This is a genomic window from Microcystis sp. T1-4 (assembly GCF_000297435.1).
In the GTDB taxonomy this organism is placed as follows: domain Bacteria; phylum Cyanobacteriota; class Cyanobacteriia; order Cyanobacteriales; family Microcystaceae; genus Microcystis.
The window spans coordinates 1-26,203 of sequence record NZ_CAIP01000062.1 but is presented as its reverse complement, the minus strand read 5'-3'; the positions used below and the strand labels follow the sequence as shown (position 1 = coordinate 26,203).

Here is a 26,203-nt window from a genome sequence, read left to right as displayed (position 1 = left end):
TGCCGATAGGTGGGGGGATCTGATAACTTTTAACGCCTACCTACTTAAAACACTTTCTAAAGCCGATAATAATCGTTGATTTTCTGCCGGTAAACGGACAGCAACCCGAAAATAATTGCTGCCCAATTCGGGGAAACTGAGACAATCGCGGATAAAAATTCGATGATATTTTAATAAAGCTTCCTGTAGGGGTAAACAGGAAGATTGAGATTGTACTAAGAGGAAGTTAGCGGCACTGGTTTGGGGCTGTAATTGCGAAAAATTAGCTAATCCCTGCCATAAATCCTGGCGGGCTGCCGTTAACCAATCCCAGGTTTGTTGTTGAAAATCCCTATCTTCAATTGCCGCAATAGCGGCAACCACAGCCAAATTATTCACCGACCAAGGATCGCGCCATTTTTGCCATTGTAACAGGCGATCGGGATGGGCGAGGACGTATCCTAGACGTAAACCGGGGAGACTGTAAAATTTAGTTAGGGAACGCAAAATCACGAGATTGGGATATTCCGGCAACAGAGATATTAAACTCTCCTGTTGTTGGGGGGGTAAAAAATCCATAAAAGCTTCATCCACTACCACCAAACCAAATTGCGATAGATAGGGACGAATGGCCGCCACCGTCCAGAGTTTCCCCGTAGGATTGTGGGGATTATTGAGTAATAAGCCTTGTTTTTCGGGATTAACCGGCTTTAAACTGGTTAAATCGAGGGAATGTTGGCAGATTTTCCCGCCAAAACTTTTTAAGGCCCGTTCGTAATCGTTAAAAGCAGGTGTTAGTACATAAACACTATCAAATGAGGCTAATTCCCGACCGGCCCAAGTTAATAACTCGGCCGCACCATTGCCAGGGAGAATCCAATCTGGCCCGATATTGTGCCATTGACCGAGGGCGGAACGCAACTGCCAATACTCGGGGTCAGGATAACGAGTCAGACTGGTTAAATGGCTTTTAATAGCGGTTAGGGTGCTTTCCGGCGGACCGAGGGGGTTGATACTGGCAGAAAAATCGAGAATAGAGGAAACCGGACAGCCGGCAATGGCGGCCGCCCAGTCAAGATTACCACCATGTTTAGGTCTAGGCAAAAGACTTACAGCGATCCAAGCTTAACAGTAATTATTCCTTATCCGGGGCCACTCTGTCTTTAAACAGTTTACCCGCCGAGAAAGCCGGGACGCGAGTGGCCGGAATCTCCATCTTATCGCCGGTTTTTGGGTTGCGTCCTTCCCTGGCCTGACGTTCCCGGGCCTCGAAGGAACCGAATCCTACTAGGGTTACTTTGTCCCCCTCAGAAACCGCTTCGATAATGGTTTCGATGGCGGCAGTGAGAACAGCATCTGCTTGTTTTTTGGTGACAGAGGCTTTGAGAGCGATTTGATCGATTAATTCACCTTTATTCATGCGCTAACTCCTTGTTTTGCGGTTTTTCTGAGTTTAGGGTGGTTGTCAGTAGTTTATGGTTCTCCTGTTGAGGACTCGCCAGAATCGAGAGCAATAAATAATGCCTCAAATCCCCATTGGCTATATATTCCACTGCATTATTCTAAGCGGGAATTGTCTCGATCGGAATCGCTGAAACCTTTAATTTATCTAGATTTCCTCCCGATTCCCCGCCAAGGCGAGTGACAAAAGGGAATAAGCGAGAGATTTACAGCGATATAAGCTAATAAAAAGAGATTAGCTGGCTAAATTGCCGATAAATATTCTCTAAAAGCGATAGGCATCCTAACTTCCCAAAAATCGTTCATCGGTTCTCTCAAAGATTTTTGACTAATTTTGCCCCTAGAAACGTTAAAAAAGTTTACCAAAGCAATTTCTGACCAAAAATTAAGGTTCAGGCCCAGGAGATATTCGCTAGAATTGGAACTTATGATCGTTAAAAATATTCAAAAAAGCAGGATTTAACTGGAAAGTTTGCTATCATTATCTATTCAGCGACAAACTCGCATGGTGATTTACTGCTATCCCCTAGCCGATCTAGGTCAAAGCTTAAGACGTTCTTTTATCGTGACTTTTTTGGCAGTAATCGCCATTCTTGGCGGTCTGATTCCCGAATTTTCTTGGACGACGGAGGTGGTTAGTTTCCAGTCCTCCGCTTATACTCAAGATTTTACGGCTGACCAAATCAAACGTTATGCGACCGCAGTTTTGTTGATCGAAATCCAAAGAAAACAAGCTTATCAGGAAATTTCGCGAATTTTAGGGAAAAGTCCCCCGGCAATTACCTGTAACCAACGGGAAAGCTTTAATAATCTTCCAGCTAATGCCCAAAGAATTGCCGTAGATTATTGTAATAACTCAAAAAAGATTGTCCAAGATAGCGGTCTAACTGCCGCTCAATTTAACGCAATCACTAACCGGATTAGTAGTGATGATAACTTGAGACGACGGGTGCAAAATGAGATGATTCGTCTGCAACGGGAAAATAAATAGAAAAAGTTCCTCAGTTTTTCGGGTCAAGCTGGAGTCGGGGCTACAATTAAGAATGTTTTTTTCCATTGACCACTACCATGTTAACTTTTACCGAGCGCTTACCCCCCCGTCATACCGCTAGTCCACCTCCCCCAGAAACGGTACTTTTTAGCCTTCTACTCACGGCCGAAGAACGCACCCGCAGCCGTTATCGTCTCGACAGTCCCGAAGGTTTTTCCCTCTGTTTTCGTTTACCCCGGGGTACCATTCTACAGGATCGCGATTTCCTGCGGGGGGAAAACGGCGAAATTATTCAAATTATTGCTAAACCAGAACCAGTTATCACTATTACCGCTCCTTCAACCGATTTACTCCTCAAAGCTGCCTATCACCTCGGTAATCGTCATGTAGCCTTAGAAATTAATCCCGATTATCTCCGTCTGGTCCCCGATTCTGTCCTACAAGCAATGTTAGAAGGTTTGGGATTAACTGTAAATGAAGAAATCGCCCCTTTTAACCCCGAAATCGGCGCTTATCAGCATTATCATGACCTGGAAGAGGCAAAAAAGGGATAGTTTAAAAAGAACGGAATCCGGTATCGGTCGCAGTTCCTAGAAAAGCCCTAGGGATAGCTTGAGTATTTATACTTATTGCAAAATAGGTATGCTTTTCCTAAAATAAAGTTGACTGGTAATCGTGCCGAACTAATTAGCGAAAATTTGGGTTTAAAACCCTTGGAATGATGTTTTTATTGTATTCAGGAAGTTGAAAAAATGAAGACCAAATCGATCATAAGCTTACTATCTCTTAGCATTATAGGAATGTCAATCTATGCAGGTCAAGCTAATAGTAGTGATTATCGAGCTTTGACCCCGGAAGAAAAATCGCGGTTGACCGATGCTTTGCTAAAACAGGGTTGTAGGAATCCTAAAGCGATGAAATTTGATGTTGAGACTAACCAATTTGAAGCAGAAGATGCTGTGTGTGAGGGAGGAAGAAAGTATGATATTTACCTTGATAGAAACTTTAGGATTGTTTCAATGAAACCAGACTAAAAGAGCAAATCCCTGAGAAGCTTTTACCGGTCGCCGCGAAGATTACCAATGAGGTATAACAAAGCCATTCTGACAGCGACACCACTGGTAACTTGTTGGGAAATCAGACTAAAATCGGGATCGTCCATTAAATCGGAACTAATTTCCACTCCCCGATTCACAGGCCCCGGATGAAGCACCTTCACCCCCGGTTGACAGGATTGCAAACGAGGACGAGTAATGCCAAAACTTTGATGATATTCCCGTAAACTGGGCAAAAGATTGGCAGTCATGCGTTCTTTTTGCAGTCGCAGGGTCATGACAAAATCGGCCTTTTCTAAAGCTGGTTCTAAATCCCAGTGGAGAAATAGGCGATCGCACAGTTCCCCAAAATATTTCGGCAGTAGGGTGGGGGGTGCGGACAAATGTACTTCCGCCCCTGCCGTGGTTAAACTCCAGATATTGGAACGCGCCACACGAGAATGGAGTATATCCCCGACAATAGCGATTTTTTTGCCCTCTAACAATTCTAAACGGGGATTTTCTTCATCTAACAGACAACAGATCGTAAACAGGTCTAAAAGTCCCTGAGAGGGGTGTTCGTGTTGACCGTCCCCAGCATTAAGAATACTGACCCCCGACTGCAAACGATCCATTTCTGCGGCAATTAAATCGGGAACTCCCGACTGTTGATGTCGGATAACAAAAATATCCGTACCCATGGCCACATAGGTTAAAGCGGTATCGAGAATCGTTTCCCCCTTAGTCAAACTGGAACTACCCGGGGCAAAATTAAGAACATCGGCCGAGAGACGTTTCGCCGCTAGTTCAAAACTACTACGGGTGCGGGTGGAGGGTTCAAAAAAAAGATTTGTCACCACTTGTCCCTGTAGGGCCGGCACTTTCTTGGTGCGTCGGGAAAGAACTTCACGAAAACTAGAGGCCGTTTGTAGCAGGGTTTGGTATTCTTCCGGTTGCCAGTCTTGCAATCCCAAAATGTGGTGTCGAGTCCAAGTGAAAGCCATAGGAGTTAAGGAGGCGGTAAAAACGGCAAATTTCGTCTATGCTATTCTAGGATTTCTTTGCATCAGGTTAATAAATAGGGTTTATGAGAATTAATTTTTCCTTCTGTCAGATCACTCTTGCGATCGCTTTATTTCTCAATCCCTTGCCGGCGATCGTTGCCCAGACTACCACCTCTGGGGAAATGGTATCACCGACCACGGGCATTAATTACACTCGGCTGAAAAATTTCCTCGCTCAACAAAATTGGCGACAAGCTAACGATGAAACCCGTAATTTAATGCTGAAAGCAACTGGACGGGAATTACAGGGCTGGTTTACCATGGAAGACCTGCAAAAATTGGCCTGTTGGGATCTGCAAAAGATGGATCAACTCTGGAAAGAAGCTTCCGGGGGTCGTTTTAGTTTCAGTACCCAATTTCGCATTTTTATCGAGACGGGTAATCGACCGGGGCGCTTAGTGGCGATCGAAAATTTTCAAACTTTTGGCGATCGCATCGGTTGGCGTAAAGGTGGTGATTGGATTATCTTTAAAGAAAATCTTAACTATACCCTCAATGCTCCCGTTGGTCATCTACCGGCGCCCCGGGACGAATATCAGATCGCCGGTGGTCGCCTAGAATACTCCACCCTCGCCCAAAGATTAGTCACCTGTAATATTGTTAGCTTAGGGCAAAGCAAACAATAGACCTCTGGTAAAAATCAACAATTGTTGTTAGGGTTAGGAGTCAGTAGTCAGTAGTCAGTAGCCAGGAGAATTAAGAATGAACAATAATCAATTAAATAGTCTATTTAAGGATTTTAGGCAATTTAATCCTTATTTTTGCCGTTTTTGAACCCTCAAAAATTAATTATGCCAGAGGTTTAATAATCACGGCGATCAATTCTGTAGAGTAAAATTTAAGGAAAAGCTTCTCTCCTCATCTTCCTCTTCCTTTTCCGATTTCCTAGCACTTTTTCCGCTAAAAACCCGTAAATTTAACAATGATTAAACGATCCGTTAACGTATCGAGAGCGATCGGTTCGTCGATCGCCGTTTCCCTAATTGTCGCTGGTTGCGCCCCCCAAACCCCCCAGGCCACTGGACCGGCGGCTGTTCCCGTCAAACTGCAAACCCTCGGCACCGACAAATTAGTGCAAAGTAGCGAATTTGTGGGTACTTTGATCGCCCAAGAGCGTGTTAGCGTCTCCCCTCAGATTACCGGTCGGATTCGGACTATTTTCGTTAAATCTGGCGATCAGGTAACTCAGGGACAAAAAATCGCCGAATTGGATCCCGAACAACAACAGCAACAGGTAAACGCCAGTATCGGCCAGGTAAATTCGGCCAAAGCGAACCTCAACGGGTCTGAAGCAGATTTAAGGCAAAGACAAGCGCAAGCGAGGGCAAATAAAGCCCAAATTGCCCAGAATCGGGCAAATGTGGCCAATGCGGAAGCTAATGTTAAAAGTCAGATCGCCACCTTGAGCGCCGCCGAAGCCGATTTGCAGAGAGCGAGAGCTAATTTAGATTTAGCGGAAAAAAACCTAACAAGAGCCGAATTTCTGGTTAAACAAGGCGCACAGCCCCAACAGGACTTAGATGATCGCCGCCGCGACATTCAGGCCGCCAGGGCGGAAGTAGAGGCCCGGTCTAAAAATCGTGATGCGGCCCGTCAACAGGTGACGGCGGCTAGGGCTACCCTACAGGCAAACCAAGAAGCATTAAATATCGCCATTCAAAACGAATTAGCCTCACGGCAACAGGTGGCGGCGGCGGCGGCAACAGTGAACAGTCGTCAAGCGGCAGTAGCCAGCGCTGAGGGGCAATTAGGGGCGACGCGTCAGAATTTAGTTTTTAACACCATTACCGCCCCGATTGATGGTTTTGTCGGCGATTTTAATCAAAGAAAAGTCGGCGATATTATCTCCCTGGGTGAAGAATTAACCTCGTTGACTAATAATAAAACTTTGGAACTAAATGTGCAGATTCCCGTGGAATTACAACCGCGTCTGCGCGTCGGTTTGCCCGTGGAAATTATTAATCCCGATGGCAGCCCGGGGGTTCGCGGTCAAGTAACTTTTATTTCCCCCACCGTTTCCCAAGCTACCCAATCGGTTTTAGTCAAATTTGCCTTTACTAATGATGGCAGTCTTCGCAATAACCAATATGTGCGGACGCGGTTAATTTGGGATCAAAAACCGGGGGTATTAGTTCCCACCACGGCAGTGACTAGCATCGGAGCGCAAAATTTTGTTTTTGTGGCCGAGAAAGAAAAGGCTAAAGAAGGTCAAGAAAATGCCAAGGAGCGTTTAGTGGTTAGACAAAAACCCATTCAAGTCGGAACGATTCAAGGGCAAGCTTATCAGGTTATCTCTGGAGTAAATGCCGGGGAAAGAATTGCTATTAATAATATTCTTTCTCTCCGAGATGGTACAGCTATAACTGTTAGTCAGCAGTAATTTTTATGAGTAATTCGATTACCGTTCGTCCCCTGTCAGCGCAACTAATTACCGCCGAAAGTTTCCGTCCCTACGGTCAATTAATAACCCCTAGCCATGACGGGAAACTGTTTGATGAAAGCGATGCACAACTACATTTAAAAAACGGTGTGCCACGCTTTTATATTATGCGTTTACAGACTCGCGGACGTAAATTTAATCGAATTACTCGCCATAGTCAATGTACCCAATGTCTTGGTTCTTTGGGGGGACAAGAGTGGTTTTTAGGAGTGGCCCCCCCTAGTCCTCATCCTCAACCGGATTTGGAAAAATTAAAGGTTTTTCGCATCCCCGGGGACTGTTTTATTAAATTAGAGGTGGGAACTTGGCACGCTGGCCCACTTTTTGATCAACCGGCGATCAATTTTTATAATCTTGAATTGAGCGATACTAATATTGTCGATCATTTTACCTATAATTTTGCCCAAGAGCAGTCAATAGAATTCGAGATTGTTGATTGAAACAATTAATTTTTTTACTTAACTTTTCGCAATCCTTTAGAAAGATAGGCAACGAAAAAAGCTAACACTCCTGTCATTCCTACCTCAAAATAATTGGCCATGAGAATAGCGGTAAAAAAAAGGAGCAAGATAATTAATATAGTCCGCTTTTGTTCAGATAATTTCATCTCTAATTGCCTCTAATTCGGTTTTAATACTTAATGGTTGATAACCTAAAGAAAAAGCAAGAGAACTATCAAGAGAAACATCCTGGGGACGGGGCGCACTCATGGGAACATCGGACTGTAAACAGGGTTTTATTTGTTCTCTGGGAATATTAAAAACTGCCGCCATTAGTAAACCAAATTGATAACGAGAAACTCTTTCTTTACCTCCCAGATGAATAATCCCTTGCACTTTTTCTAGGGCTAAAAGTAACCCATCCACCGCACTATTAACCCCAACAGCTGTACGATATTCATCGGTAAATAGAGATAATTCTTTTCCCTCTTGCAGGGTTTTTAAAAAGGGTTGCAAAAAACTATTAGCGCTGGGAGAAGGGGAACCAAACATCAAAGGCATTCGACAAATGGCTGCCCGAGGATATATTGCTAAAATACCCTTTTCCGCCGCTACTTTTTGCTCACCATAGACACTGACGGGAGAAACGGGACCATGTTCGGAATAGGGGGCATTTTTACCATCAAAAACTAAATCGGTAGAGGTAAAAACTAGCGGTATGTGATATTGACTACACAATCGGGCAATTTCTAGAGAAGCTGTCAGATTAATTGCCTCGGATGCTTGGGGAAATTCTTGACAGAGATTCGGTTTTGATTGGGCAGCCCCATGAATTACTGCGTCGGGTTTAATCCGTTGAAAAATTTCTTTAACTGCGGCTAAGTCTGTTAAGTTAACTTTAATTAAATTCGGGTCATTACTATTGACATTGTGATTAAAATATGTACCAAAACTTGCCCAAGATGAGCGCGTTTTTTGGTAAATATGCCAACCTAAAAAACCACTAACTCCAGTGATTAACAGCGTTTTCATAGTTTAGAGATTAAATCCTTTTTCATAGGCTAAAAACCGCACCTGTGGTTCCAAGGGTTCATTAACTAAACCAATTCCTGCAAATCCCCATCGCTGCATCAGTCCCTTTAATTGTGTTCCTGAGAGAGTTTCCACAGAAAAATTATTGGCTAAATCCTGAGCATGGGTATTGATATAACTTAAAGCATCGTAGGATTCTTTAAACAGAAGCAGATAACTAGCCGGAGTTTCGCTTTCACCTTTTCTCAGACGCGCCACTAGGTATTGTCCGTCTTGTTTTGACCTGAGTAAATAATGCGTAGTTGCTAACATAGTTGGTTAAGTGGGTGGGTGGAATTAAATATAAGATGAACGTAGGTTGGGTTGAAGCATGAAACCCAACGCCTGCATGGGTTACGCTACCGCTAACCCATCCTACAAATAATTGTGCCTCCCTACTTGAGTAAAAAGTGAAAAGGAAAAAAGGGGTTGGGGGTTAGGGGTTGGGTTTTGGTGTTTTAGGGTTTTAGTTGAAATTTACCCCATCTCCCCCCGCAACGCGCACGAAGTGGTCTCCCCCCGCAACGCGCACGCAGTGGTCTCCCCATCTCCCCACTGATAACTGATAACTGATTACTGATAACTGATAAAATTTCCCTATCACCCTACTTTAAATCCTCCAATTTAATCCTAGGATCTACAGCTTTGAGAAGTAAATCAGCCAGGAGATTACCGATAATCAACATAGTAGCCCCCATCATTAAACTGCCCATAACTAAATATAAATCTTTAGCCGTCACAGCTTGCAGAATTAAACGACCTAATCCGGGCCAGTTAAAGAAAAATTCGGCGATAAATGCCCCACTTAGCAAACTAGAAAATTCAAAGCCCAAAAGAGTTATCAGGGGATTAATAGCATTGCGTAAAGCGTGGACATAGATAACTTTATTTTCCGGTAAACCTTTCGCCCTCGCAGTTTGAATATAATCCTGTCGCAGAACATCTAATAATTGTCCCCGCATCAATCTTTGTAATCCAGCAAAACTGGTAACTGTTAGGGCAATAGTTGGTAAAATCATGTGCCAACCAATATCCAAAACTTTACCGATAGGGGAATATTCCGAATAGTTAATACTGGTCATATCACCCACTGGTAAAAGCGGCGAGACATTTTGGGCGAGAATTAGCAGTAAAAGGGCAGTGATAAAACTGGGGAAACCTTGACCAAGATAACTGATAACTCGGAAAAATTTATCGATAAATTGGTTTTGTTTGACGGCGCTGACAATGCCCAAGGGAATCGCAATCGCCCAGGTTAAAATGATGGAAGTCAAAGACATTAACAACGTCGCTGGAATTCTCTCTAATAATAGGGAAGACACGGGACGAAAATAGGTAAAACTCAGACCAAAATTAAACTGAGTTATCACTTGCCACAACCACTTAAAATACTGGACAATCGGCGGGTCTTTTAAACCAAAAAGGGCAATATATTGTTCTTTAGTTTCCTGACTAATCTTGGGATTAAGGTCAAGCAAAGCTAGAAAACCACCGGGGGTTAATTGGATAATAGCAAAACTCAAAGCCGAGGCCAACAACAGAGTTAATAAACCCTGGAGAACACGCTTGACAATATATAAAAAAGTTTCGCTAGTTAGGAGAGATTGTAACCCATTAGCACTCGATCGAGCGTTTGCAGCCTTATAATTATCATCAGTCGCCGTCATAAGTAATCGTGCCAAGTTAATTTCCTAGTGGGGACTCCAATTCAGGAGACAGGAGATAAATAGTGGTGCAGAATTAATTGCCATTTTTGAGATAGGCACTCTTGCCAGAGTGTTAGCAAAATGTGTAATTAGTTCTGCTTGGGTACTTAGAAAAAACCTAATAATCGATGAGGGTAATAATCGGTAAATCGGGTAATTTTTCCCGACCACCGAGGTCGATTAACTCGATGATAAAGGCAAATCCTAACACCTCACAACCAATTTTTTCTAATAAATCGGCCGTCGCTTTCGCCGTCCCTCCCGTCGCGATTAAATCATCGACAATTAAGACTTTGTGATGGGCCGCCACCGCGTCCTGATGAATTTCCAGGCTATCGCTTCCGTATTCCAAATCATACTCGATACTATGGACGGCGGCGGGTAATTTACCCGGTTTCCGGACAGGAATAAATCCCGCTTCTAATTGGTATGCTAAAGGAACACCAAAGAGAAAACCCCGCGATTCCATACCGACAATGTAATCGGGGGATAAACCGTAATCGCGACACTTTGCCGTTAGGGTATCGATGGTGTAACGTAATCCTTGGGGATGATTGAGTAGGGTAGTAATATCGCGGAAGACAATACCCGGTTTGGGAAAGTCGGGAATATCGCGAATCAGTGATTTCAGATCCATTCGGTTTCCGTGTCTCGTAAAATGGGGGACAGCTATCTATACAATTTACAATATCCTGACTCGATCGCCCTTGTGTTCTAGTTATCCTATATCATGACCCCTACTAGCCTAACGCCCGAATCTACAGCATCAGCCCCAGAAAAACCAGTTATTTTAAGCGTTTTACCAGATTTTCCGATTGCCAGTCAGCAATGCGCCCTACATATCCAACAGCATATCGATTTAATGCTATTAGCGTTGGAATCCTTAGAAGTCGGCGCCGGGGAGGCCCTGTTAGCCCTCTGTAAAGAACTAGGACTCGATAAAATTGTTAAAAACCGGATTATTTTCTGGCGCCTGCGCTGTACCAATCCGTGGCGAATTTCTTACACTCTCGACCGTCTCACCCTTGACCAAGCAAAAGCTTTAGTTATCATTGCCAGTTATCGGGCCAAACCCCTGGCTATATCCATCCGACAATTACTGTTAGCGCGGCAACAGATGGAATCAAAGGGTTTACCCGTGGATAATAATTTTCTTTTATCAGAATACCTAGAACGATTTCGCTCCAATTTTCGCAGTCGCATGAACCCCCGTCGGGCCAAAGTATCGGTTTATCTAGCGGATGAAAATGCTTTAAATGAACTGGCTTTATCCCTCCTCGATCGGTTATTATTTTGTACTGGTACGACGGGAATGCAGCGGCTTTGGATTAGTTTATTTGATGGGGAGATCGTGTAAAGATGAGAAGACAGTATAGCCTGCCCAATTGTACCCTGATTCTCGATGGTTTCGGCGATGATTTCGCCCCAGCTAAACCCGGGGATAGCCGACCTTTACTCTCAATTTTGACTAACGTAGAATGTCGGTTAATCGGGGCTAATAAAGTCCTGCAAGGTGGTCGGGTTTTCTTGGAAAATTTAGTCCAAGCGGTCAGTCAGTATGCCCAAGAATTTTTAAGTGGTGTTCGTCATCCCCAAGACCCCGTCCAGGAACCAGATCATGTGTACTTAGAAAAGATTGACCAGAATCTCCATCGTCTGGTCTGGTATCCATCAACGGACTTGAACATCCCAGAAAGTCCGGTCAAGATAGAAATCAGTACCGTGCAGTTATTCGATTTAATAGAAGCGATTGACCAATTTTTTGCCGATACTCGCACTTTACCTGACCTAACCCTAAAATTACAGCCAGTTTCCCGTCGCTACCATAAGGTGAATGAATCGGTGGCCAGTCGAACAGTGCCTTTTTTGGCAGGATTAGGCAGTCTTGTCGCTTGCGCCCTACTTTTCTATCTGTTACCCGTCCCCCAAGTCCGTAAACCCGAAAATCCCCCCATTCCTGCCGCTTCTCCCAGTCCCACCGTCCCCACTAATCCTGTCCCCCCTCCCAGATAAAATTAGTCCCTTGCGCTTTTCCCAACACCCCACACCCCACACCCCACACTGTCTCAGTTTTTTAGAAAAAGTAACCGAGAAAAACTGGATCTTTTTTGCACAAGTTAGAAAAATTGTGTTACACTGGTAATTCTGTGAAGGTTTTTCGATAGGGAGTATTGAAAAAAAAATGACCAAACTGGGAACCCATTTGATTGTCGATGCTTGGCAAGTACCTGCTGACCTCCTCAACGATCCCGAGCGCATTCGTCGCGCTATCCTCGATGGAATTACGGCAGGAGAAGCAACGCTGATCGATTTGTGTGTCCACCAGTTCAGTCCCCACGGAGTTACCGCGACGGCGACTTTAGCTGAATCTCATATCGCGATCCACACCTGGCCTGAACACGGCTATTTCGCCGCCGATTTATTCTTCTGTGGTGCCGGTAAACCCGTGGTTGCCATGGAAATTTTGACCAAATCCCTGCAAGCAGGTGAGATTAAAGTCCGGGAACTAACCAGAGGATTCCCCGGTACTGGGGCAGTTTATGAAAGCAAAAAGGAAGAACCCCTGAAGTCTTCCTTGGTTATGGCCTAATTTTTAGGGCCGGCCTTAATAATAAGTTAGCATCACTGGCGATCGCCTAAACTGAAATCGTGATCAGGATAACCTTTGTTTTTATCCTCGCCCTCTTTCCCTCTCTGGTTAGTCTCTGGTTAATTAACCGATTCCAACAGAGATTAAGTAACCGTTTGAGAGGGATTCGCCATCGTCACGAATACAGCACGGTGAGGGCCAGTGGTTTTTTGTCAATCCCTCTAGGGACAGAAAATAAACCGGCATTTATAGGTGATCTTAGTTGTCGTTTTAATGCCTATTCCCCCCACTTGCGTTGTGCGGTTAATCCCCCAGGTCCCTGTGAAGGTTGTCGGCAGTACGAAGCTAAAACTGGCACAGTGTAAGCGGCTTGAGCTTCCAAAAAGTTCCCTATTTGCTATCCTTAAAAATTATCGCTATCGCAATTGAGGAGTGTGGGAATAATGGCGTTCAAACGAAATTTGACCCTCTTAATCATCGGATTAGGATTAACTTGTTTACCCGTATATCCGGCCCAAGCTAACCAAATCAGCACCGTCACCCCGAATACCGCAGCCAATCAAACTCTCGCTACCCATCTGATCCTAAAACTGAAAGAGAGAAAAGTTTACGTTTATCAAGATAGTAAAGTTTTAGCCCAATTTACCGTCGCCGTCGGCAAAAAAGGCTGGGAAACCCCCACAGGTAAATTTGAAGTGCGGGAATTAGTTCGCAATCCCGTCTGGAAAAGTCCCTGGACGGGAAAAGTCAGCACCCCCGGTCCCAATAGTCCCCTAGGGGAAAGATGGATCGGTTTTTGGAGTGACGGCAAAAATTCCATCGGTTTTCACGGCACCCCCGCGGAAAATTCCCTCGGTCGCGCCGCTTCCCATGGTTGTGTGCGGATGCGGAATCAGGATGTGAAAGTGTTGTTTGATTTAGTCCGCATGGGAACCCCCGTCATCGTTCAACCTTAATTCTGGCAGGTACTTTTTTAAGATAGGCAGGTCTTCCGGGCGATCAATATCGGCTAATTTAGGCAGATAAGCGGTCTTTAAAGCTAGTTTAGCGGCGATTGTCTGGGTTTTTGCCAAGACTTCCCCCGTCCCCCAGGGAATACCGTCAAAAAGCTCTGGAAAGACCTGTTTTAAAGCAATTAGGTAGTATCCTCCATCTAACGCCGGCCCTAAAACCATATCGTGGGTTTTTAGGGCCTCAAAGGCTGCTAAAATCTCTTTTTCCCCGATTTCTGGGCAATCTGTGCCAATCATAGCGATCGCTGTCATCCCTTGAGCAAAACCATCGGCAAAAGCGTTTTGCATCTTTTCTCCTAAGTCTTTTCCCCGTTGAGAATGATAGGAATAATGCACACCTAACCAAGTACGCATTTTTTCCTCGCTGCCGCCATGGTAGTAAATGATCAGAGAGAGAAAATTCCTCAAACCCGCTAATTTACTGAGAGTATATTCGGCCAGTTTGCGGTGTAATTCTTCGGCTCCCTTGGCTGCCAAAGCTGGAATCATACGGGTTTTTACTTTCCCCAATTCCGGATAACGGGTAAAAATAATTAGTTGTTGTCTCCAGTCCACGAGTGATTGCGAAGATGATATTAAGTAGGGTTTGCTGAATAATGGTAAAAACCTTTTAAAATAAGGCTTTTGACCTGTTAAAATCCGATGTTCATGCTGCGAAAATCGGATTGGGACCTTCAAAAACCTTGCCTTATCCTTATAATAGTACATAAGTTGGTACAAAAAAGAGAGGGCAACAAAGCCTGAAACTCCCGACTCCTGACTCCTGACTCCTGACTTCTGACTCCTAACCCCACCAACAAACTTTTTGCCGCAAACCCTAATTATTAGTTTTAGCATACTGTAACAAACTTGTTCTCATTGACTCCCTGCAATCACCTATTCATACAAATCTGTTAAGTCTTTTCCCCCTTGAGAATGATAGCAATAATCCTCACCTAACCAAGTAGGCATTTTCTCCTCGCTGCCGCCATAGTGGGACTTAGACAAAAAACAAATCGAGAAAAGCCTTAACCCGAATCCCTGCTTGGGATTTACTTCGAGAAGCCAAATCGCTGAAACCCAGATATATTAACCCCTTGTCCCGTAATAGTTTGAGCCTTTTTTGCTGAACGAAAACGTCTAAGTCTCACTAAAACTAATTTCTGATCCCCCGCCGGCTCTTCTAGGGTCTGTGTGATAAGTTTAATTGACATAGGATCGATCGATCTTTGTGTCCTTTGTGTCTTTGTGGTTCGTTCCACCCCCTCGCTCTTGAGAAATGTATCTTAGAATACATTTTACCCACCAAAGCTGGGAGAGCCCCCCGCCCAAGCCGTCACTAAATGCAAAGCTTTAATTCCTTGATTACGGTCGTAAGAACCACTGAGACTTTGCCCATGTATGGGAACTATTTCGCCAGAAAGAGAGAAGAATCCCCACACCTTTAGGCAACGGGATTGTCAACTAACATGATTTAATAACTTATCTCGTAATTGCTTAATCCGATCACGATATTTAGCTGCTGACTCGAATTCTAGATTTTTCGCCGCTTCTTTCATTTGCGCTTCTAGTTGTTGAATTAATTCGGGAATTTGTTCTAAAGAAATTTCTTCTATATTCTCACAAACCTCCTCTAATTGTTGGGAATTTAGGCGACGGGAAATATCCAGAAAAGCCAAAATTGAATTACTCGACCTTTTAACAATCGGTTGCGGAATAATCCCATGTTTTTGGTTATGTTCCTGTTGAATAGTGCGCCGTCTCTTGGTTTCTTCGATCGCATTAATCATACTATCGGTGAGATTATCTCCGTAAAGAATTGCCTGACCCCGAATATGACGAGCAGCCCGGCCAATAGTTTGAATTAAAGAGCGGGTAGCCCTTAAAAATCCTTCCTTATCTGCGTCTAAAATCGCCACTAAAGACACTTCCGGCAGGTCTAACCCCTCGCGAAGCAAATTCACCCCGATCAGCACGTCAAAGACCCCTTCTCGCAGGTCTTGGATAATTTCAATCCGTTGAATTGATTGAATTTCCGAATGTAGATATCTAACTTTAATTCCCCTTTCTTGCAAGTATTCGGTTAAATCTTCCGCCATGCGTTTAGTTAAAGTGGTAATCAAAACCCGTTCATTTAAACGCACTCGCTCCTTAATTTCCCCTAATAAATCATCCACTTGTCCCTCGGTTGGTCGCACAAAAATCTCTGGGTCTAAAACTCCCGTCGGTCGGATAATTTGTTCAACAATGCGATTTTCTGACTGTGCTAATTCCCAATCTCCCGGGGTGGCCGAAACAAAAATACATTGATTAACTTTCTGCCAGAATTCTTCCGACTTCAAAGGACGATTATCCGCCGCACTCGGTAAACGAAACCCGTGATCGATCAAAACTTTTTTTCGTGATTGATCGCCATTATACATCCCGCGAATTTGCGGCACACTGACATGGGATTCATCCACAACTAATAACCAATCTTGAGGAAAATAATCCACCAAACATTCCGGCGGTTCCCCCGCTAATCTACCCGCTAAATGCCGCGAATAATTTTCCACGCCATTACAATAACCCACTTCCTGCAACATTTCTAAATCATAACGAGTCCGCTGATCCAACCGTTGCGCTTCCAGTAATTTGCCCGCTTTTTCTAACTCCAATAAACGGTTATCTAACTCGGTTTTAATATCCCGACAGGCCACCTCTAAACGCTCCTCCGGGGTAACAAAGTGACGGGCCGGATAAATACTAATTCGCTCTAATTTTTGCAAAACTTCCCCCGTCAGGGGATCGAGATAACGAATACTTTCAATCTCATCGCCAAAAAAATCAATTTTAATCACCCGATCCTCGTAAGCGGGGACAATTTCCAAAATATCGCCCTTCAGACGAAAACGACCGCGAGTTAACTCCAAATCATTGCGATTGTACTGCACTGACACCAAGGCCCGTAATAATTGCCTTTGGTCGAACTCTTGACCAACTGTTAAGGAAATCGCCGCTTTTAGGTATTCCGCCGGCATTCCCAAGCCATAAATACAACTAATGGAAGCGACGACGATCACATCCCTGCGTTCAAATAGCGATCGCGTGGCCGAATGGCGCAGCATATCGATCTCATCATTAATCGAAGAACTCTTTTCGATGTAGGTATCGCTGACGGGAATATAAGCCTCCGGTTGATAGTAGTCGTAATAGCTGATAAAGTACTCCACGGCGTTATTAGGGAAAAATTGCCGCAATTCGTTACATAATTGGGCGGCCAGGGTCTTATTATGGGCGAGGACAAGGGTAGGCCTGCCGATTTTCTCGATCACAGCGGCAATGGTGAAGGTTTTGCCGGTGCCAGTTGCCCCCAAGAGGGTTTGGAAACGCTGCCGGTTTTGCAGGAAATCTACCAATTGTTCGATCGCTGCCGGTTGATCCCCGGTGGGTTGAAAGGGTGCTTGTAGTTGAAAAGCGGACATTAGCGGCTAGGTGTAGAGAACAGGCAAAATAAATTATCAATCAAATTACCAACACTTATAGGGTTTTGGGAAAGAAAGATGTATCTTAATATTAGAGAGGATTTTAAAAAAAGATTAAAAGTCTTCGAGAATACCCTAAACTTAAATCTTATCGTTTCCCCGAAGCTATTAACGGAAAGGAGTATCAGGTTATGACGGTGGAAAATCTAGAAACGAACGGGACTCAAACCCCAGCAACCACAGAAGAAAAGACCAGCAGCTCACGCGGTAAAGCTACTACGGCTAAAACCGCCAAAGATAAAGAAGTGGTCGCCCTTTCGGTGAAAAACAACGCTGAATCGGCTTCCAAAGCCTTAAAATTCTATCAACCTGAACATCGCTTACCCGAAAATCGTCCTGTTGGTACTAGCCATCTTCACTTCACGGAAGATGAAATGTTACCCGGAGGCCGTCCCGTGGAAGTTAGCCATCTGAAAGTGGTTAGTACCTATTCTTCCGTCGGTGGATTGCGTCCTGTCGGCTCTAGTGGTATGGAAGTTAGCAGCACTCTAGCGATTTCTGGCAATCGTCCGATTGCTCTCAGTCATCTGCACATTAGCGAAACTTATACAGTCATGGGTAATCGTCCCGTTGCTTCCAATGAAATCGATGATCCCGAAACTTTAATGGGATTTTTAGACTAATTGTTTTGTTGACCAAGATAGATTTTTTCCCTGTCCCAGACGGGGAATTTATTTTTTCTAGCCCACCGTTTTTAATCCCGATGCTGTTTAAGCAAAAATTTTTCTTAATTGTCTCGTTTCTAATAGTGGTTTTTTGTGGTTTCGGATTATTAAATCTTACCTACGATGCTTCAGTTTTAGCGCCGCAGCAATATTATCAGATTCGATCGCTTCATAGTCGCGATGGTATCGGTAAATTTTATCTAGGACGGGAAATCGCTAAAGTCATGGGACACCAAGAAATGTTATGGTTAGAACGTCCTAGTCGCCGTTTCACAGAAAAACCCGATGATCTGATCACTGCACTACATCTAAAACCCACAGATCTAGTAGCAGATATCGGCGCAGGGACAGGTTATTTTAGTTTTCCTCTGGCGAATTTAGTAGAACAAGTTTTCGCCGTTGATGTGCAACCGGAAATGTTAGGGGCAATTGATTTTTTAGCCGAGGAAAATCAAGTGAAGAATATCACCACAATTCTCGCCACAGAAACCGATCCCCAATTGCCTATAAATGCGATCGATTTAGCTTTAATGGTCGATGCTTATCACGAGTTTTCCTCTCCCCGCGAGATGATGGAGAATCTGCTCAAATCCTTAAAACCCGATGGTAGGGTGGTATTAGTAGAATACCGTCGTGAAAATCCCCTGATTCCCATCAAAGCCCTTCATAAAATGACCCGCAGACAGGTAGAAAAAGAAATGGCTGCTGTCGGTTTAGTGCCGGAAGAAATTATCGAGACTTTGCCCCAACAACATTTAATGATTTTTCAGAAAACAAATTCAAATTAGCCAGTTAACCCGGGCTAATCCGCGGGACTTTGTTTTTGGATTAACACCTCACCAGCGATTAAACGTTGGGCTGCCGACAGTAAAACATCCTCAATATAGGGCTTGACAAAATAACCTTTTGCCCCTTGAGCGGCGGCGAGATGCTGCATTTTTTGCGCCCCGCACGAGGTAATCATCGCCACCGGTATTCCCTGAAGTTGTTCATCCTCTTGCAGACGAGAGAGCAATTCTAACCCATTCAGGCGAGGCATTTCGATATCGCAGAGAAACTGTCAATAATCGTTGTATCGGGGGATCAAGACGGGTTAGGAGTCGCTTTAATACTATTAGCTAGTAACACTTCCCCCGCAATCATTCTTTCAGCTGCCGAGAGTAAATCTCTTTCCGTGTAGGGCTTGGTAAAATAACCACTAGCCCCTAATGTCGCCGCCACCTGACGATGACGTTCCGCTCCTCGGGAAGTCAATAAAGCGAAGGGAATCGAGGCTAATTGGGGGTCTTTTTGCAAATTATAGAGTAATTCTAGGCCATTCATGCGGGGCATCTCGATATCGCAGAAAACGATATCACAGGGCAAACCGCCGCGTAATTTTTCCCAAGCTTCTTGACCATCCCGGGCCTGTTCCACACGATAACCAGCTTTACTAAAGCTTAAAGAGAGCAATTCCCGGACAGTAATCGAATCATCGACAATCAGAACCATAGCCCCCGATTTTTGCCTAGTTTTCACCGCTACGGGGGGGAGAGGTTGGCGCCAAGGACCACCGTTATCGGTACGCAGACGACCCCTGGCGATGTCGATTAACTCCAACACATCGCCGATCGGCATCACCGTACCATCGCCCAAAACCGTCGCCCCAGCAATCCCAGCCGTTTTCGGAATCGGTCCTTCGATCTGTTTGATGACGATTTCCAGTTCACCGATCACTTGATCCACCTGTACCGCGAGGAGATTATTACCACCGCGCAGGATCACGATCGAAAAAGAGTCTTCCTCCTGTTTGCCAGTGTAAAAACTACCGCGACTTAGTTGCCGATTGTAGGAAAGCAATTCGCTTAAGGGTTGGAAGGGTAGTAAAGTATTTTGCCAGAAAACGCAGCGACGTCCCTCCCGATCGATTTGTATCTCCCTGGCCCGGAAATCCTTCATATCCTCCACTCCGTCCATGGAGAAACCGATGCGCGCATGATTACTAACACAACACAGGGCCTTACAGATACTCAGGGTGAGGGGTAAACGGATGGTAAAAGTGGTTCCTTTGTCCAGTAGCGAGTCAATAGTAACAGTCCCGCGCACATCGATTAAACTTGTCCGCACCACATCTAAACCCACCCCACGACCGGCAAAATCATCGGCCTGATCTTTGGTACTAAAACCGGGGTGAAAGAGCAGTTCATAGACTTCTTGGGGACTGAGGTTTTGAGCTTCCGGATCGCTGATCAGGCCTTTTTCGATCGCCTTAAGTTTAACCAGATTAGCATCAATACCGGCCCCATCATCACTAACGGTGATCACGGTTTGATTGCCCTGTAGGAATGCCCGGACGGAGATGGTACCGAGGGCCGGTTTCCCTTTGGCCATGCGTTCTTGGGGTGATTCAATGCCGTGGGTGATCGCATTGTTGACCAGATGGGTCATGGGACTATTGAGATGTTCGAGGATCATCTTATCGATGAGCACATCACCCCCCTCCACTTTTAATTTGGCTTGTTTATCCAGTTTCAGGGAAATATCGCGAATTGCCCGGGGTAGGCGATCGGCGGTTTGACTAAAGGGAACCATGCGCGATTTGGTCATCCCTTCCTGTAGTTGGGTGGTGGCCTGTCGCAGACTGCGCGTCACCTGATCGGTTTCATCGACGACAAATTGAATATCAGAGGCCGATTCTCGCACTCGCACGATCAATTCGATCATCTCTTGGGATAATAAATGGAAATCGGTAAAGCGGTCGATCTCTAGGGCATCTAGTTGGCCTGTCATAGCCGAACTGCCCTGATTTTCTCCCTTAACTCTACCGTAACCGATGGTATCGCCAGCATTGCGACTGGCCAGTAAAGCCCCTTCTAGGAGGGTTCTTTCATAGAGATCCTGCATCCGACTGCCCACATCGCTGAGATTTTGGACTTGGTTGAGCAAATTATCTAAAAAGAGACGCAGGCGATCCTGTTCCTCTTCCAGGCGATTGCGTTTAACCACCAGTTCCCCGATCAGATTGCTGAGGTTATCCAACTGTTTGATCGGCACCCGCATCGTCTGTTCAAAAGCTTTACTGACAAGGGGACGCAGGTTATTTGACCCGACCGGTGAACCGAAACTGGCGGCCGGATTTGCTGCCATCACCTGATCAGTTTCTGCGAGGAGTTTTTCTAAATCCCTGAATTCATCCTCTAGGAGGCTTTCTGGGGCAATTTCCAGGGATTCTAACCCTTGTGGATGGTCCCCTTCTGTGGATTCCCAGAGGAGGACTTCTAAAGATTCAAAGATGTCTGGCAGTGGTGATTGGGCCGGTAGAGTCGGTTTTTCCAGAAAAGCTTCTAAGTCTTCGAGGCTGTCGTAAAAATTGGGGTGGCCGATGGTTATAACTGCTTCTGATTCCTGAACCGCCACATTTTCCAGCAGCAGAGATGCTAGATCATCCCCATCTTCCGGTTCTAACTTGGGAGCAGCCCCGCGGGTAGAATAAAGATCATTACTGGGGGCTTCTTCCCCATTGATACTACCGCCAAAAAGTTCTTCTAATTCCTGTTCCCAGGTCCAGGAAGACAGGGTTTGCCGAAGAGAGGCCCCGGACGCTGGAGGGGAACTCTGCTCCCATAAAAAGCTGAGTTCCTCTAGAGCCTCGTCACCGTCGCTGTCTTTGTCTTCTAAACTCTCTAACAGCTGTTCGAGATCCTCGTTAAAGAGATGGTCTGAGTCGGGTTTGATCATGATTTGCTCCCTGCCAAGTCTTCCTTTTTGGTCAACCAATACGCTCTCTCTAGCTTCAGATTACCGAAAATTTTACTCGATAACTCTATCCACTAGCAATTTTTTTATGGCTAATCAAACTCTTGGACTCGATCAACAATTTTATGCCTACTATCAATCTATCTGTCTGCGAGAGTCTCCTATTCTAGCTCAATTACGTCAAGAAACTGCCTCTCAACCCCTGGCAGTCATGCAGATTGCCCCCGAACAAGGTCAATTTATGGCTTTTTTGGTACAGGCGATCGGGGCGAAAAAAACCCTAGAAATCGGGGTTTTTACCGGTTATAGTGCTTTAGTGGTGGCCTTAGCTTTACCCCCAGAAGGCAAGCTCATCGCTTGTGATCTGAGCGCAGAATATACCAGTATAGCCCGCCGTTATTGGCAGCAGGCCGGTGTCGCCGCTAAAATCGATTTAAGAATTGCCCCGGCCCTGGATACTTTAGATCAATTAATCGCCGCAGGAGAAAGTAATAGTTTTGATTTTGTCTTTATCGATGCCGATAAAAGTAATTATGATCCCTACTACGAACGGGCGTTACAATTGGTTAGAAGCGGCGGAATTATCGCTATCGATAATGTTTTTTGGTCGGGACGGGTAGCGGCGGCCGATAGCACCGATAATCGCACCAAAGTTATCCGTTCACTTAATGCCAAAATTCAGCAGGATGAACGGGTCAATATCAGTATTATTCCTATTGGTGATGGTTTGACCCTAGCCATGAAAAAGTGAAGAAGTTAAGGGAGATTAGAAAAGCTTTTGCTCTTAACAATTAGGGTCGATTTTTCTTGTCTAAATTTAGTCACCGGGCCAAAACCAGCCACGGCAAGGCTATAAATTATCAGTTCCACGGAGAGGGTGGGATTTGAACCCACGTTAGGTGTGACCCTAAAGCAGATTTCGAGTCTGCCGCATTCAACCACTCTGCCACCTCTCCACAGGTTTTCAGTCTGGATTATCATTTTAACAGATTACTTGCCCTAGGATTGATTTTTTTTAATCGACCTCTGGCATAATTGATTTTTGAGGTTTTTAAACCCTCAAAAATCAGGATTAAGTGGCATAAAATAGCTAAATAGACCATTTAATCGATTATTGTTCATTCCTAATCCTCCTGACGACCGACGACCGAATCCTCAGCCACCACGACAATTTTTGATTTTTACCAGAGGTCCGATGAATCAAGCTCCTTTTCTTCCAGTTAACCATCCCCAGCCTAACTTTCTCCACCGGTTAGGGAGTCTCTGGAAATTTTCTCGTCCCCATACGATTATCGGCACTTCTTTGAGTGTTTTAAGTCTGTATTTAATTGCTTTAGGCAATATTAGCGATTTTTTTAGCCATTGGTCGGTTTTATTGCTCACTTGGGTCGCTTGTCTCGCAGGTAATGTCTATATCGTCGGTTTAAATCAGTTGGAAGACATCGACATCGATAAAATCAATAAACCTCATCTTCCCCTCGCCAAGGGCGAATTTTCTCGGTTGACAGGCGGGTTAATCGTGGGTTTTAGCGGTATTTTAGCGATTATACTGGCTTTTATCGGTGGTTTTTGGCTGTTAATCACCGTGGGGATTAGTTTAATCATCGGTACTGCCTATTCCTTGCCTCCAGTGCGTTTGAAACGCTTTCCCCTCTGGTCCGCCTTCTGTATTTTTACCGTCCGGGGTGTCATCGTCAATTTAGGTCTTTTTCGCCACTACAACACAGTTATTAATCAAAATCAGTCTATCTATCCCTCGATCTGGGTTTTAACAGCTTTTGTTCTCGTTTTCACCGTTGCGATCGCTATTTTTAAGGATGTTCCCGACCTAGAAGGCGATCGCATTTACCAAATTACCACTTTTACCCTGCTGCTTGGTCCTCAAAAAATCTTAATAATTTCCCTCTTGACAATTTCCCTTTGTTATGCAGGTATGATTGCCGTCGGACTCTTGGGGATAAGGGGAATTAATTCTCCTCTGGCCATTGTCGCCCATCTGCTCCTACTTGTTCTTCTTTGGTGGCGTAGTCGCGGAGTGAATTTAGAAGATAAAAGCGAAATCAGCCAATTTTACCAATTTATTTGGAAATTATTCTTCCTAGAATACCTGATATTTCCCCTTGCTTGTTTACTATGAAAATATCTCCTTTTTTAGCGGCGATTCCCTTACTTTTGCTAGGTGGTACAAGCGCACCTAGTCAAGAAACCATCGATCCGCAATTATTAACCGGCAACCTTCGTTTAACCCTGAAACATGGCGTTTGGAAACTGTGGCAAGATCAACCCGTTTATCAAGATCTTACCCTAGATCTAAGCTGCGATCGCGCTGTTTGTCAGCCATCGGTGTGGGGATACGCACCGAAATTCAATCAAGAAGTGGATCACCAAGGTACAGTAAAAACGATTAAATTAGACAATGCTTGGCGATTACAGGTGAAAATGATGATTCAAAGTCACCCTTGGCAAGCGGAAGTCAGGGAAGCTATTTATAATATCGAAATTGTCCCCTACCAAGACCAACTTATCGGCAGTTATCAAGGCACTTTAGGGGGAAGAAGACGACATAGCCAAGTTAATGGCACAATTTCGCCTTTATGGCCTAATCCCGTCCCTAATTACCACCCCCTACAAGCGCGAGAACATCCCCGTTTAATCTTTCGCAAGTCAGAATTAACTAATCTCAGAGAAAAAGCGAAAACTCCCATCGGTCAGACTATTATCGCCCAATTAAACAACAGTTTACAAGAAAAAATTTATTACGATGGTTATGTTCCTAATGGGGGTTATCATGCCACAGGCCATTGTTTTTTAGCAATTTTAAATCAAGATAGAAAATCAGCAGAAACCGCCTGGGAAATTCTCGAAAAAACCCGTAAAAATCGGGGCAGGAGAATCTTAGAACAATCTCCGATTGTCGCCGGAGTCGCTCTCGCCTACGATCTTTGTTATGATTTTTGGGGAGAAAAGCGCCAACAGGAAATTACTGGCTGGTTATTCAGTGAAAGTAAAAAACTTCTCAAAGGCGATTCACCCAAAAATGACTGGAATGGAGACACAGTTAGTAACTGGAATGCGCGGGCCAGAGGTGCGGCAGGATTAGCCAGTTTAGCGATTCTCAAAGAAGATTTACCGCCCGATCCTCTCTATTATCCCCCTGCACAGGTGGAAATGGCCAAACGTCACATCGAACGCTATTTTACCACAGCTATCGGCGATCGAGGATTTGGCACGGAGGGAGATTTATACACCACCGAACCCATGGTTCTCGCTGTTTTTCCTTTTCTGCAAGGGTATCGAAATAGTCTCGGATTAGACTTAGTAACTGGTTCTTCGGCAGCCCAATTAATCCCCCATTATTTAACCAGAATTGTCCCTAAAAATGGTCAATTATTGATTCCTGCTTATGGCAGACATCAGATGTTTGTAGGAGTGTCTTTATTAACTATCGGATTGGGAATTACCGATAAATCATGGCTACCAGCAATAAAATGGCGATTACAAGGTCAAGAAAAACAACTTTTTCACCCCCATTATCCCCATATTGCCCCTTTTCTTCTCGCTGCTTATCCATCTAATCTTACTCCAGAAAATCCCGAACGCCAACTTTCCAGGGTTTTAGTTGATCAACAAAAGGGATTTTATGCTTTTCGTAATCGCTGGCAAAATGAAGAGGATTTTGTCGCTAGTATCTATCTTAAACAGCAACCTTTTGTGAGGGGATGGTCTTTTCCCGATGTCGCTAGTGTGAGAATTTGGGGATTAGGAGGACATTGGGCAAGTTTTGAGGGGTCAGAAGGCGACTGGAACTCGGAAAACACGGTTACTTTCCCGAAAACACCGCCTTGGTCCCAGGCAAAACCGATATCTTTTCAATCTAGTCCCGATGGTTCGGGAATAATTACGTTAAAAACTGATAAAATTAGGGTTAAGGGAGCTAATAAACCGGCAGAAGTGGCTCTAGTTCGTTCTTTCGCTGTCGATTACAGTCTCTCCTCTGGTTCTCCCGGATTATTCGTCTTGATGGATAAATTATTAGGTGAAGTCGAGCAACCAGAATTTATTAATAAAACTTGGGTGATGAATACCCAGGGAAATGTAACTCTCGGAAAAAATAGTTTTACTATCACTCAAAATCGGGCAACTATGCAGGGAACTTTTATCACTCCCGTGACTTTAAAAGTTGAGAAAACTAATACAGGTGAGCGCATTTTAGCCACGGGTAGTGAGGAATTTTTTCTGGTGATGACCGTGCAGAAAAGTCGCCCCCCAGCAGTTAAAATTATCGGTAAGGGATTAGATGCGATCGTGCAAATTGGCTCTCAGGAAATCTCAATTATCGACGGTGCAGTTAGATTAAAAGAGATCAATTTTCAAGAGCCATAAAAATTGGCAAGTGACCACAAAAAAGTTAACAGTTATCAAGAAGCATTTGTCAAAATGATGACTATTTGAGCAATTATTGATGATATAATCAAGATAGCAGACTAAAATAGCCCTAGATTCAGAACTAC

At 44.5% G+C, this 26,203-nt stretch carries 26 protein-coding genes, 1 tRNA gene and 1 pseudogene; 16 read left to right on the top strand and 12 right to left on the bottom strand.

Translation table 11 applies throughout. The annotated features are described in order from the left end of the window. Positions 1-36: 36 nt before the first annotated feature. A complete protein-coding gene (gene cobD, locus MICAI_RS03595) occupies positions 37-1,083 on the bottom strand; it encodes a threonine-phosphate decarboxylase CobD (protein WP_008197853.1) in 1,047 nt (348 codons plus the stop codon). Between the two features lie 31 nt (positions 1,084-1,114). Then, the gene (locus MICAI_RS03590) at positions 1,115-1,399 is read right to left on the bottom strand and encodes an HU family DNA-binding protein (protein WP_002759570.1); all 285 of its coding nucleotides are present in this window, start codon (positions 1,397-1,399) and stop codon (positions 1,115-1,117) included. 546 nt (positions 1,400-1,945) lie between these two features. Between MICAI_RS03590 and MICAI_RS03585 the strand changes: the two genes are divergently transcribed. From MICAI_RS03585 to MICAI_RS03575, 3 genes are all read left to right on the top strand, one after another. After that, on the top strand, positions 1,946-2,431 hold the full coding sequence (locus MICAI_RS03585) for a DUF4168 domain-containing protein (RefSeq protein ID WP_008197848.1): 486 nt from the start codon (positions 1,946-1,948) through the stop codon (positions 2,429-2,431). Positions 2,432-2,508: 77 nt separating this feature from the next. Beyond that, a complete protein-coding gene (gene ureE, locus MICAI_RS03580; RefSeq protein ID WP_008197846.1) occupies positions 2,509-2,985 on the top strand; it encodes an urease accessory protein UreE in 477 nt (158 codons plus the stop codon). A 198-nt stretch (positions 2,986-3,183) separates the two neighbouring features. Next, the gene (locus MICAI_RS03575) at positions 3,184-3,465 is read left to right on the top strand and encodes a hypothetical protein (protein WP_008197844.1); all 282 of its coding nucleotides are present in this window, start codon (positions 3,184-3,186) and stop codon (positions 3,463-3,465) included. Between the two features lie 23 nt (positions 3,466-3,488). Here MICAI_RS03575 and MICAI_RS03570 read toward each other — a convergent pair whose 3' ends face one another. Beyond that, positions 3,489-4,469: an aspartate carbamoyltransferase catalytic subunit gene (locus tag MICAI_RS03570; RefSeq protein WP_008197842.1), complete on the bottom strand. Its 981-nt coding sequence runs from the start codon at positions 4,467-4,469 to the stop codon at positions 3,489-3,491. Between the two features lie 83 nt (positions 4,470-4,552). Between MICAI_RS03570 and MICAI_RS03565 the strand changes: the two genes are divergently transcribed. From MICAI_RS03565 to MICAI_RS03555, 3 genes are all read left to right on the top strand, one after another. Further along, complete coding sequence (locus MICAI_RS03565; protein ID WP_008197840.1) at positions 4,553-5,155, top strand: GUN4 domain-containing protein; 603 nt, start codon at positions 4,553-4,555, stop codon at positions 5,153-5,155. 296 nt (positions 5,156-5,451) lie between these two features. Beyond that, entirely contained in the window at positions 5,452-6,909 is a 1,458-nt protein-coding gene (locus tag MICAI_RS03560; RefSeq protein WP_008197838.1) for an efflux RND transporter periplasmic adaptor subunit, read from the top strand. 5 nt (positions 6,910-6,914) lie between these two features. Beyond that, positions 6,915-7,409 carry an ureidoglycolate lyase gene (locus tag MICAI_RS03555; RefSeq protein WP_008197836.1) on the top strand — a complete coding sequence of 165 codons (495 nt, stop codon included), beginning with the start codon at positions 6,915-6,917 and terminating at the stop codon, positions 7,407-7,409. Positions 7,410-7,423: 14 nt separating this feature from the next. Here MICAI_RS03555 and MICAI_RS26245 read toward each other — a convergent pair whose 3' ends face one another. The 5 genes from MICAI_RS26245 to MICAI_RS03535 all read right to left on the bottom strand — a co-directional run bounded on the left by MICAI_RS26245 (position 7,424) and on the right by MICAI_RS03535 (position 10,823). Then, positions 7,424-7,576, bottom strand: coding sequence for a hypothetical protein (locus tag MICAI_RS26245; protein ID WP_002759543.1), 153 nt, complete (start codon positions 7,574-7,576; stop codon positions 7,424-7,426). Beyond that, positions 7,563-8,441, bottom strand: a complete 879-nt coding sequence (locus MICAI_RS03550) for an SDR family oxidoreductase (RefSeq protein ID WP_008197831.1) — start codon at positions 8,439-8,441, stop codon at positions 7,563-7,565. The genes MICAI_RS26245 and MICAI_RS03550 overlap by 14 nt, the downstream gene beginning before the upstream one ends. 3 nt (positions 8,442-8,444) lie before the next feature. Then, positions 8,445-8,753 (bottom strand): hypothetical protein, encoded by a 309-nt coding sequence (locus tag MICAI_RS03545; protein ID WP_008197826.1) that lies wholly within the window; start codon positions 8,751-8,753, stop codon positions 8,445-8,447. 332 nt (positions 8,754-9,085) lie between these two features. After that, on the bottom strand, positions 9,086-10,147 hold the full coding sequence (locus MICAI_RS03540) for an ABC transporter permease (RefSeq protein ID WP_008197824.1): 1,062 nt from the start codon (positions 10,145-10,147) through the stop codon (positions 9,086-9,088). A gap of 157 nt (positions 10,148-10,304) precedes the next feature. Continuing rightward, entirely contained in the window at positions 10,305-10,823 is a 519-nt protein-coding gene (locus tag MICAI_RS03535; RefSeq protein WP_008197822.1) for an adenine phosphoribosyltransferase, read from the bottom strand. Between the two features lie 93 nt (positions 10,824-10,916). Between MICAI_RS03535 and MICAI_RS03530 the strand changes: the two genes are divergently transcribed. From MICAI_RS03530 to MICAI_RS03510, 5 genes are all read left to right on the top strand, one after another. Continuing rightward, positions 10,917-11,543 (top strand): DUF3038 domain-containing protein, encoded by a 627-nt coding sequence (locus MICAI_RS03530; RefSeq protein ID WP_008197819.1) that lies wholly within the window; start codon positions 10,917-10,919, stop codon positions 11,541-11,543. A gap of 2 nt (positions 11,544-11,545) precedes the next feature. Further along, entirely contained in the window at positions 11,546-12,199 is a 654-nt protein-coding gene (locus MICAI_RS03525) for a DUF4335 domain-containing protein (protein ID WP_008197818.1), read from the top strand. A 169-nt stretch (positions 12,200-12,368) separates the two neighbouring features. Next, positions 12,369-12,776, top strand: a complete 408-nt coding sequence (gene speD, locus MICAI_RS03520; RefSeq protein WP_008197816.1) for an adenosylmethionine decarboxylase — start codon at positions 12,369-12,371, stop codon at positions 12,774-12,776. Between the two features lie 59 nt (positions 12,777-12,835). Further along, the gene (locus tag MICAI_RS03515) at positions 12,836-13,141 is read left to right on the top strand and encodes a DUF6464 family protein (protein ID WP_008197814.1); all 306 of its coding nucleotides are present in this window, start codon (positions 12,836-12,838) and stop codon (positions 13,139-13,141) included. 78 nt (positions 13,142-13,219) lie between these two features. Continuing rightward, the gene (locus MICAI_RS03510) at positions 13,220-13,732 is read left to right on the top strand and encodes a L,D-transpeptidase (RefSeq protein ID WP_008197812.1); all 513 of its coding nucleotides are present in this window, start codon (positions 13,220-13,222) and stop codon (positions 13,730-13,732) included. On the opposite strand, the gene MICAI_RS03505 is transcribed toward MICAI_RS03510, so the two are convergent. Both MICAI_RS03505 and uvrB read right to left on the bottom strand, forming a co-directional pair. Beyond that, the gene (locus MICAI_RS03505; protein WP_039899551.1) at positions 13,694-14,344 is read right to left on the bottom strand and encodes a TIGR04282 family arsenosugar biosynthesis glycosyltransferase; all 651 of its coding nucleotides are present in this window, start codon (positions 14,342-14,344) and stop codon (positions 13,694-13,696) included. The two genes, MICAI_RS03510 and MICAI_RS03505, sit on opposite strands and share 39 nt — an antisense overlap. A gap of 884 nt (positions 14,345-15,228) precedes the next feature. Next, positions 15,229-17,232 (bottom strand): excinuclease ABC subunit UvrB, encoded by a 2,004-nt coding sequence (gene uvrB / locus MICAI_RS03500; RefSeq protein ID WP_008197804.1) that lies wholly within the window; start codon positions 17,230-17,232, stop codon positions 15,229-15,231. A 191-nt stretch (positions 17,233-17,423) separates the two neighbouring features. Here uvrB and MICAI_RS03495 point away from each other — a divergent pair, with 191 nt between their 5' ends. Then, entirely contained in the window at positions 17,424-17,915 is a 492-nt protein-coding gene (locus MICAI_RS03495) for a hypothetical protein (RefSeq protein WP_008197799.1), read from the top strand. An 80-nt stretch (positions 17,916-17,995) separates the two neighbouring features. Then, positions 17,996-18,745, top strand: a complete 750-nt coding sequence (locus MICAI_RS03490; RefSeq protein WP_008197797.1) for a class I SAM-dependent methyltransferase — start codon at positions 17,996-17,998, stop codon at positions 18,743-18,745. Between the two features lie 14 nt (positions 18,746-18,759). Here MICAI_RS03490 and MICAI_RS03480 read toward each other — a convergent pair. Next, positions 18,760-21,674 (bottom strand): annotated as a pseudogene (locus MICAI_RS03480) (response regulator). Between the two features lie 106 nt (positions 21,675-21,780). Here MICAI_RS03480 and MICAI_RS03475 point away from each other — a divergent pair. Further along, positions 21,781-22,443, top strand: a complete 663-nt coding sequence (locus tag MICAI_RS03475; protein WP_008197791.1) for a class I SAM-dependent methyltransferase — start codon at positions 21,781-21,783, stop codon at positions 22,441-22,443. Between the two features lie 118 nt (positions 22,444-22,561). On the opposite strand, the gene MICAI_RS03470 is transcribed toward MICAI_RS03475, so the two are convergent. Continuing rightward, positions 22,562-22,648, bottom strand: a tRNA-Ser gene (locus MICAI_RS03470). 239 nt (positions 22,649-22,887) lie between these two features. On the opposite strand from MICAI_RS03470, the gene MICAI_RS03465 reads away from it, so the two are divergent. Then, positions 22,888-23,829 (top strand): homogentisate phytyltransferase, encoded by a 942-nt coding sequence (locus tag MICAI_RS03465; RefSeq protein ID WP_008197790.1) that lies wholly within the window; start codon positions 22,888-22,890, stop codon positions 23,827-23,829. After that, entirely contained in the window at positions 23,826-26,075 is a 2,250-nt protein-coding gene (locus MICAI_RS03460; protein WP_008197788.1) for a hypothetical protein, read from the top strand. Before MICAI_RS03465 ends, MICAI_RS03460 begins: the two co-directional genes overlap by 4 nt. Positions 26,076-26,203: the final 128 nt, after the last annotated feature.

Excerpts from the sequence above, each read along its gene's own strand:
- MICAI_RS03465 (WP_008197790.1), top strand. The coding sequence starts at position 22,888 with ATGAATCAAGCTCCTTTTCTTCCAGTTAACCATCCCCAGCCTAACTTT.
- MICAI_RS03495 (WP_008197799.1), top strand. The coding sequence starts at position 17,424 with ATGACGGTGGAAAATCTAGAAACGAACGGGACTCAAACCCCAGCAACC.
- MICAI_RS03545 (WP_008197826.1), bottom strand. The coding sequence starts at position 8,753 with ATGTTAGCAACTACGCATTATTTACTCAGGTCAAAACAAGACGGACAA.
- MICAI_RS03510 (WP_008197812.1), top strand. The coding sequence starts at position 13,220 with ATGGCGTTCAAACGAAATTTGACCCTCTTAATCATCGGATTAGGATTA.
- ureE (WP_008197846.1), top strand. The coding sequence starts at position 2,509 with ATGTTAACTTTTACCGAGCGCTTACCCCCCCGTCATACCGCTAGTCCA.
- MICAI_RS03490 (WP_008197797.1), top strand. The coding sequence starts at position 17,996 with ATGCTGTTTAAGCAAAAATTTTTCTTAATTGTCTCGTTTCTAATAGTG.
- MICAI_RS03560 (WP_008197838.1), top strand. The coding sequence starts at position 5,452 with ATGATTAAACGATCCGTTAACGTATCGAGAGCGATCGGTTCGTCGATC.
- MICAI_RS03550 (WP_008197831.1), bottom strand. The coding sequence starts at position 8,441 with ATGAAAACGCTGTTAATCACTGGAGTTAGTGGTTTTTTAGGTTGGCAT.
- MICAI_RS03585 (WP_008197848.1), top strand. The coding sequence starts at position 1,946 with ATGGTGATTTACTGCTATCCCCTAGCCGATCTAGGTCAAAGCTTAAGA.
- MICAI_RS03540 (WP_008197824.1), bottom strand. The coding sequence starts at position 10,147 with ATGACGGCGACTGATGATAATTATAAGGCTGCAAACGCTCGATCGAGT.
- MICAI_RS03555 (WP_008197836.1), top strand. The coding sequence starts at position 6,915 with ATGAGTAATTCGATTACCGTTCGTCCCCTGTCAGCGCAACTAATTACC.
- MICAI_RS03590 (WP_002759570.1), bottom strand. The coding sequence starts at position 1,399 with ATGAATAAAGGTGAATTAATCGATCAAATCGCTCTCAAAGCCTCTGTC.
- uvrB (WP_008197804.1), bottom strand. The coding sequence starts at position 17,232 with ATGTCCGCTTTTCAACTACAAGCACCCTTTCAACCCACCGGGGATCAA.
- MICAI_RS03565 (WP_008197840.1), top strand. The coding sequence starts at position 4,553 with ATGAGAATTAATTTTTCCTTCTGTCAGATCACTCTTGCGATCGCTTTA.
- MICAI_RS03530 (WP_008197819.1), top strand. The coding sequence starts at position 10,917 with ATGACCCCTACTAGCCTAACGCCCGAATCTACAGCATCAGCCCCAGAA.
- MICAI_RS26245 (WP_002759543.1), bottom strand. The coding sequence starts at position 7,576 with ATGAAATTATCTGAACAAAAGCGGACTATATTAATTATCTTGCTCCTT.
- speD (WP_008197816.1), top strand. The coding sequence starts at position 12,369 with ATGACCAAACTGGGAACCCATTTGATTGTCGATGCTTGGCAAGTACCT.
- MICAI_RS03570 (WP_008197842.1), bottom strand. The coding sequence starts at position 4,469 with ATGGCTTTCACTTGGACTCGACACCACATTTTGGGATTGCAAGACTGG.
- MICAI_RS03575 (WP_008197844.1), top strand. The coding sequence starts at position 3,184 with ATGAAGACCAAATCGATCATAAGCTTACTATCTCTTAGCATTATAGGA.
- MICAI_RS03535 (WP_008197822.1), bottom strand. The coding sequence starts at position 10,823 with ATGGATCTGAAATCACTGATTCGCGATATTCCCGACTTTCCCAAACCG.
- MICAI_RS03525 (WP_008197818.1), top strand. The coding sequence starts at position 11,546 with ATGAGAAGACAGTATAGCCTGCCCAATTGTACCCTGATTCTCGATGGT.
- MICAI_RS03475 (WP_008197791.1), top strand. The coding sequence starts at position 21,781 with ATGGCTAATCAAACTCTTGGACTCGATCAACAATTTTATGCCTACTAT.
- MICAI_RS03460 (WP_008197788.1), top strand. The coding sequence starts at position 23,826 with ATGAAAATATCTCCTTTTTTAGCGGCGATTCCCTTACTTTTGCTAGGT.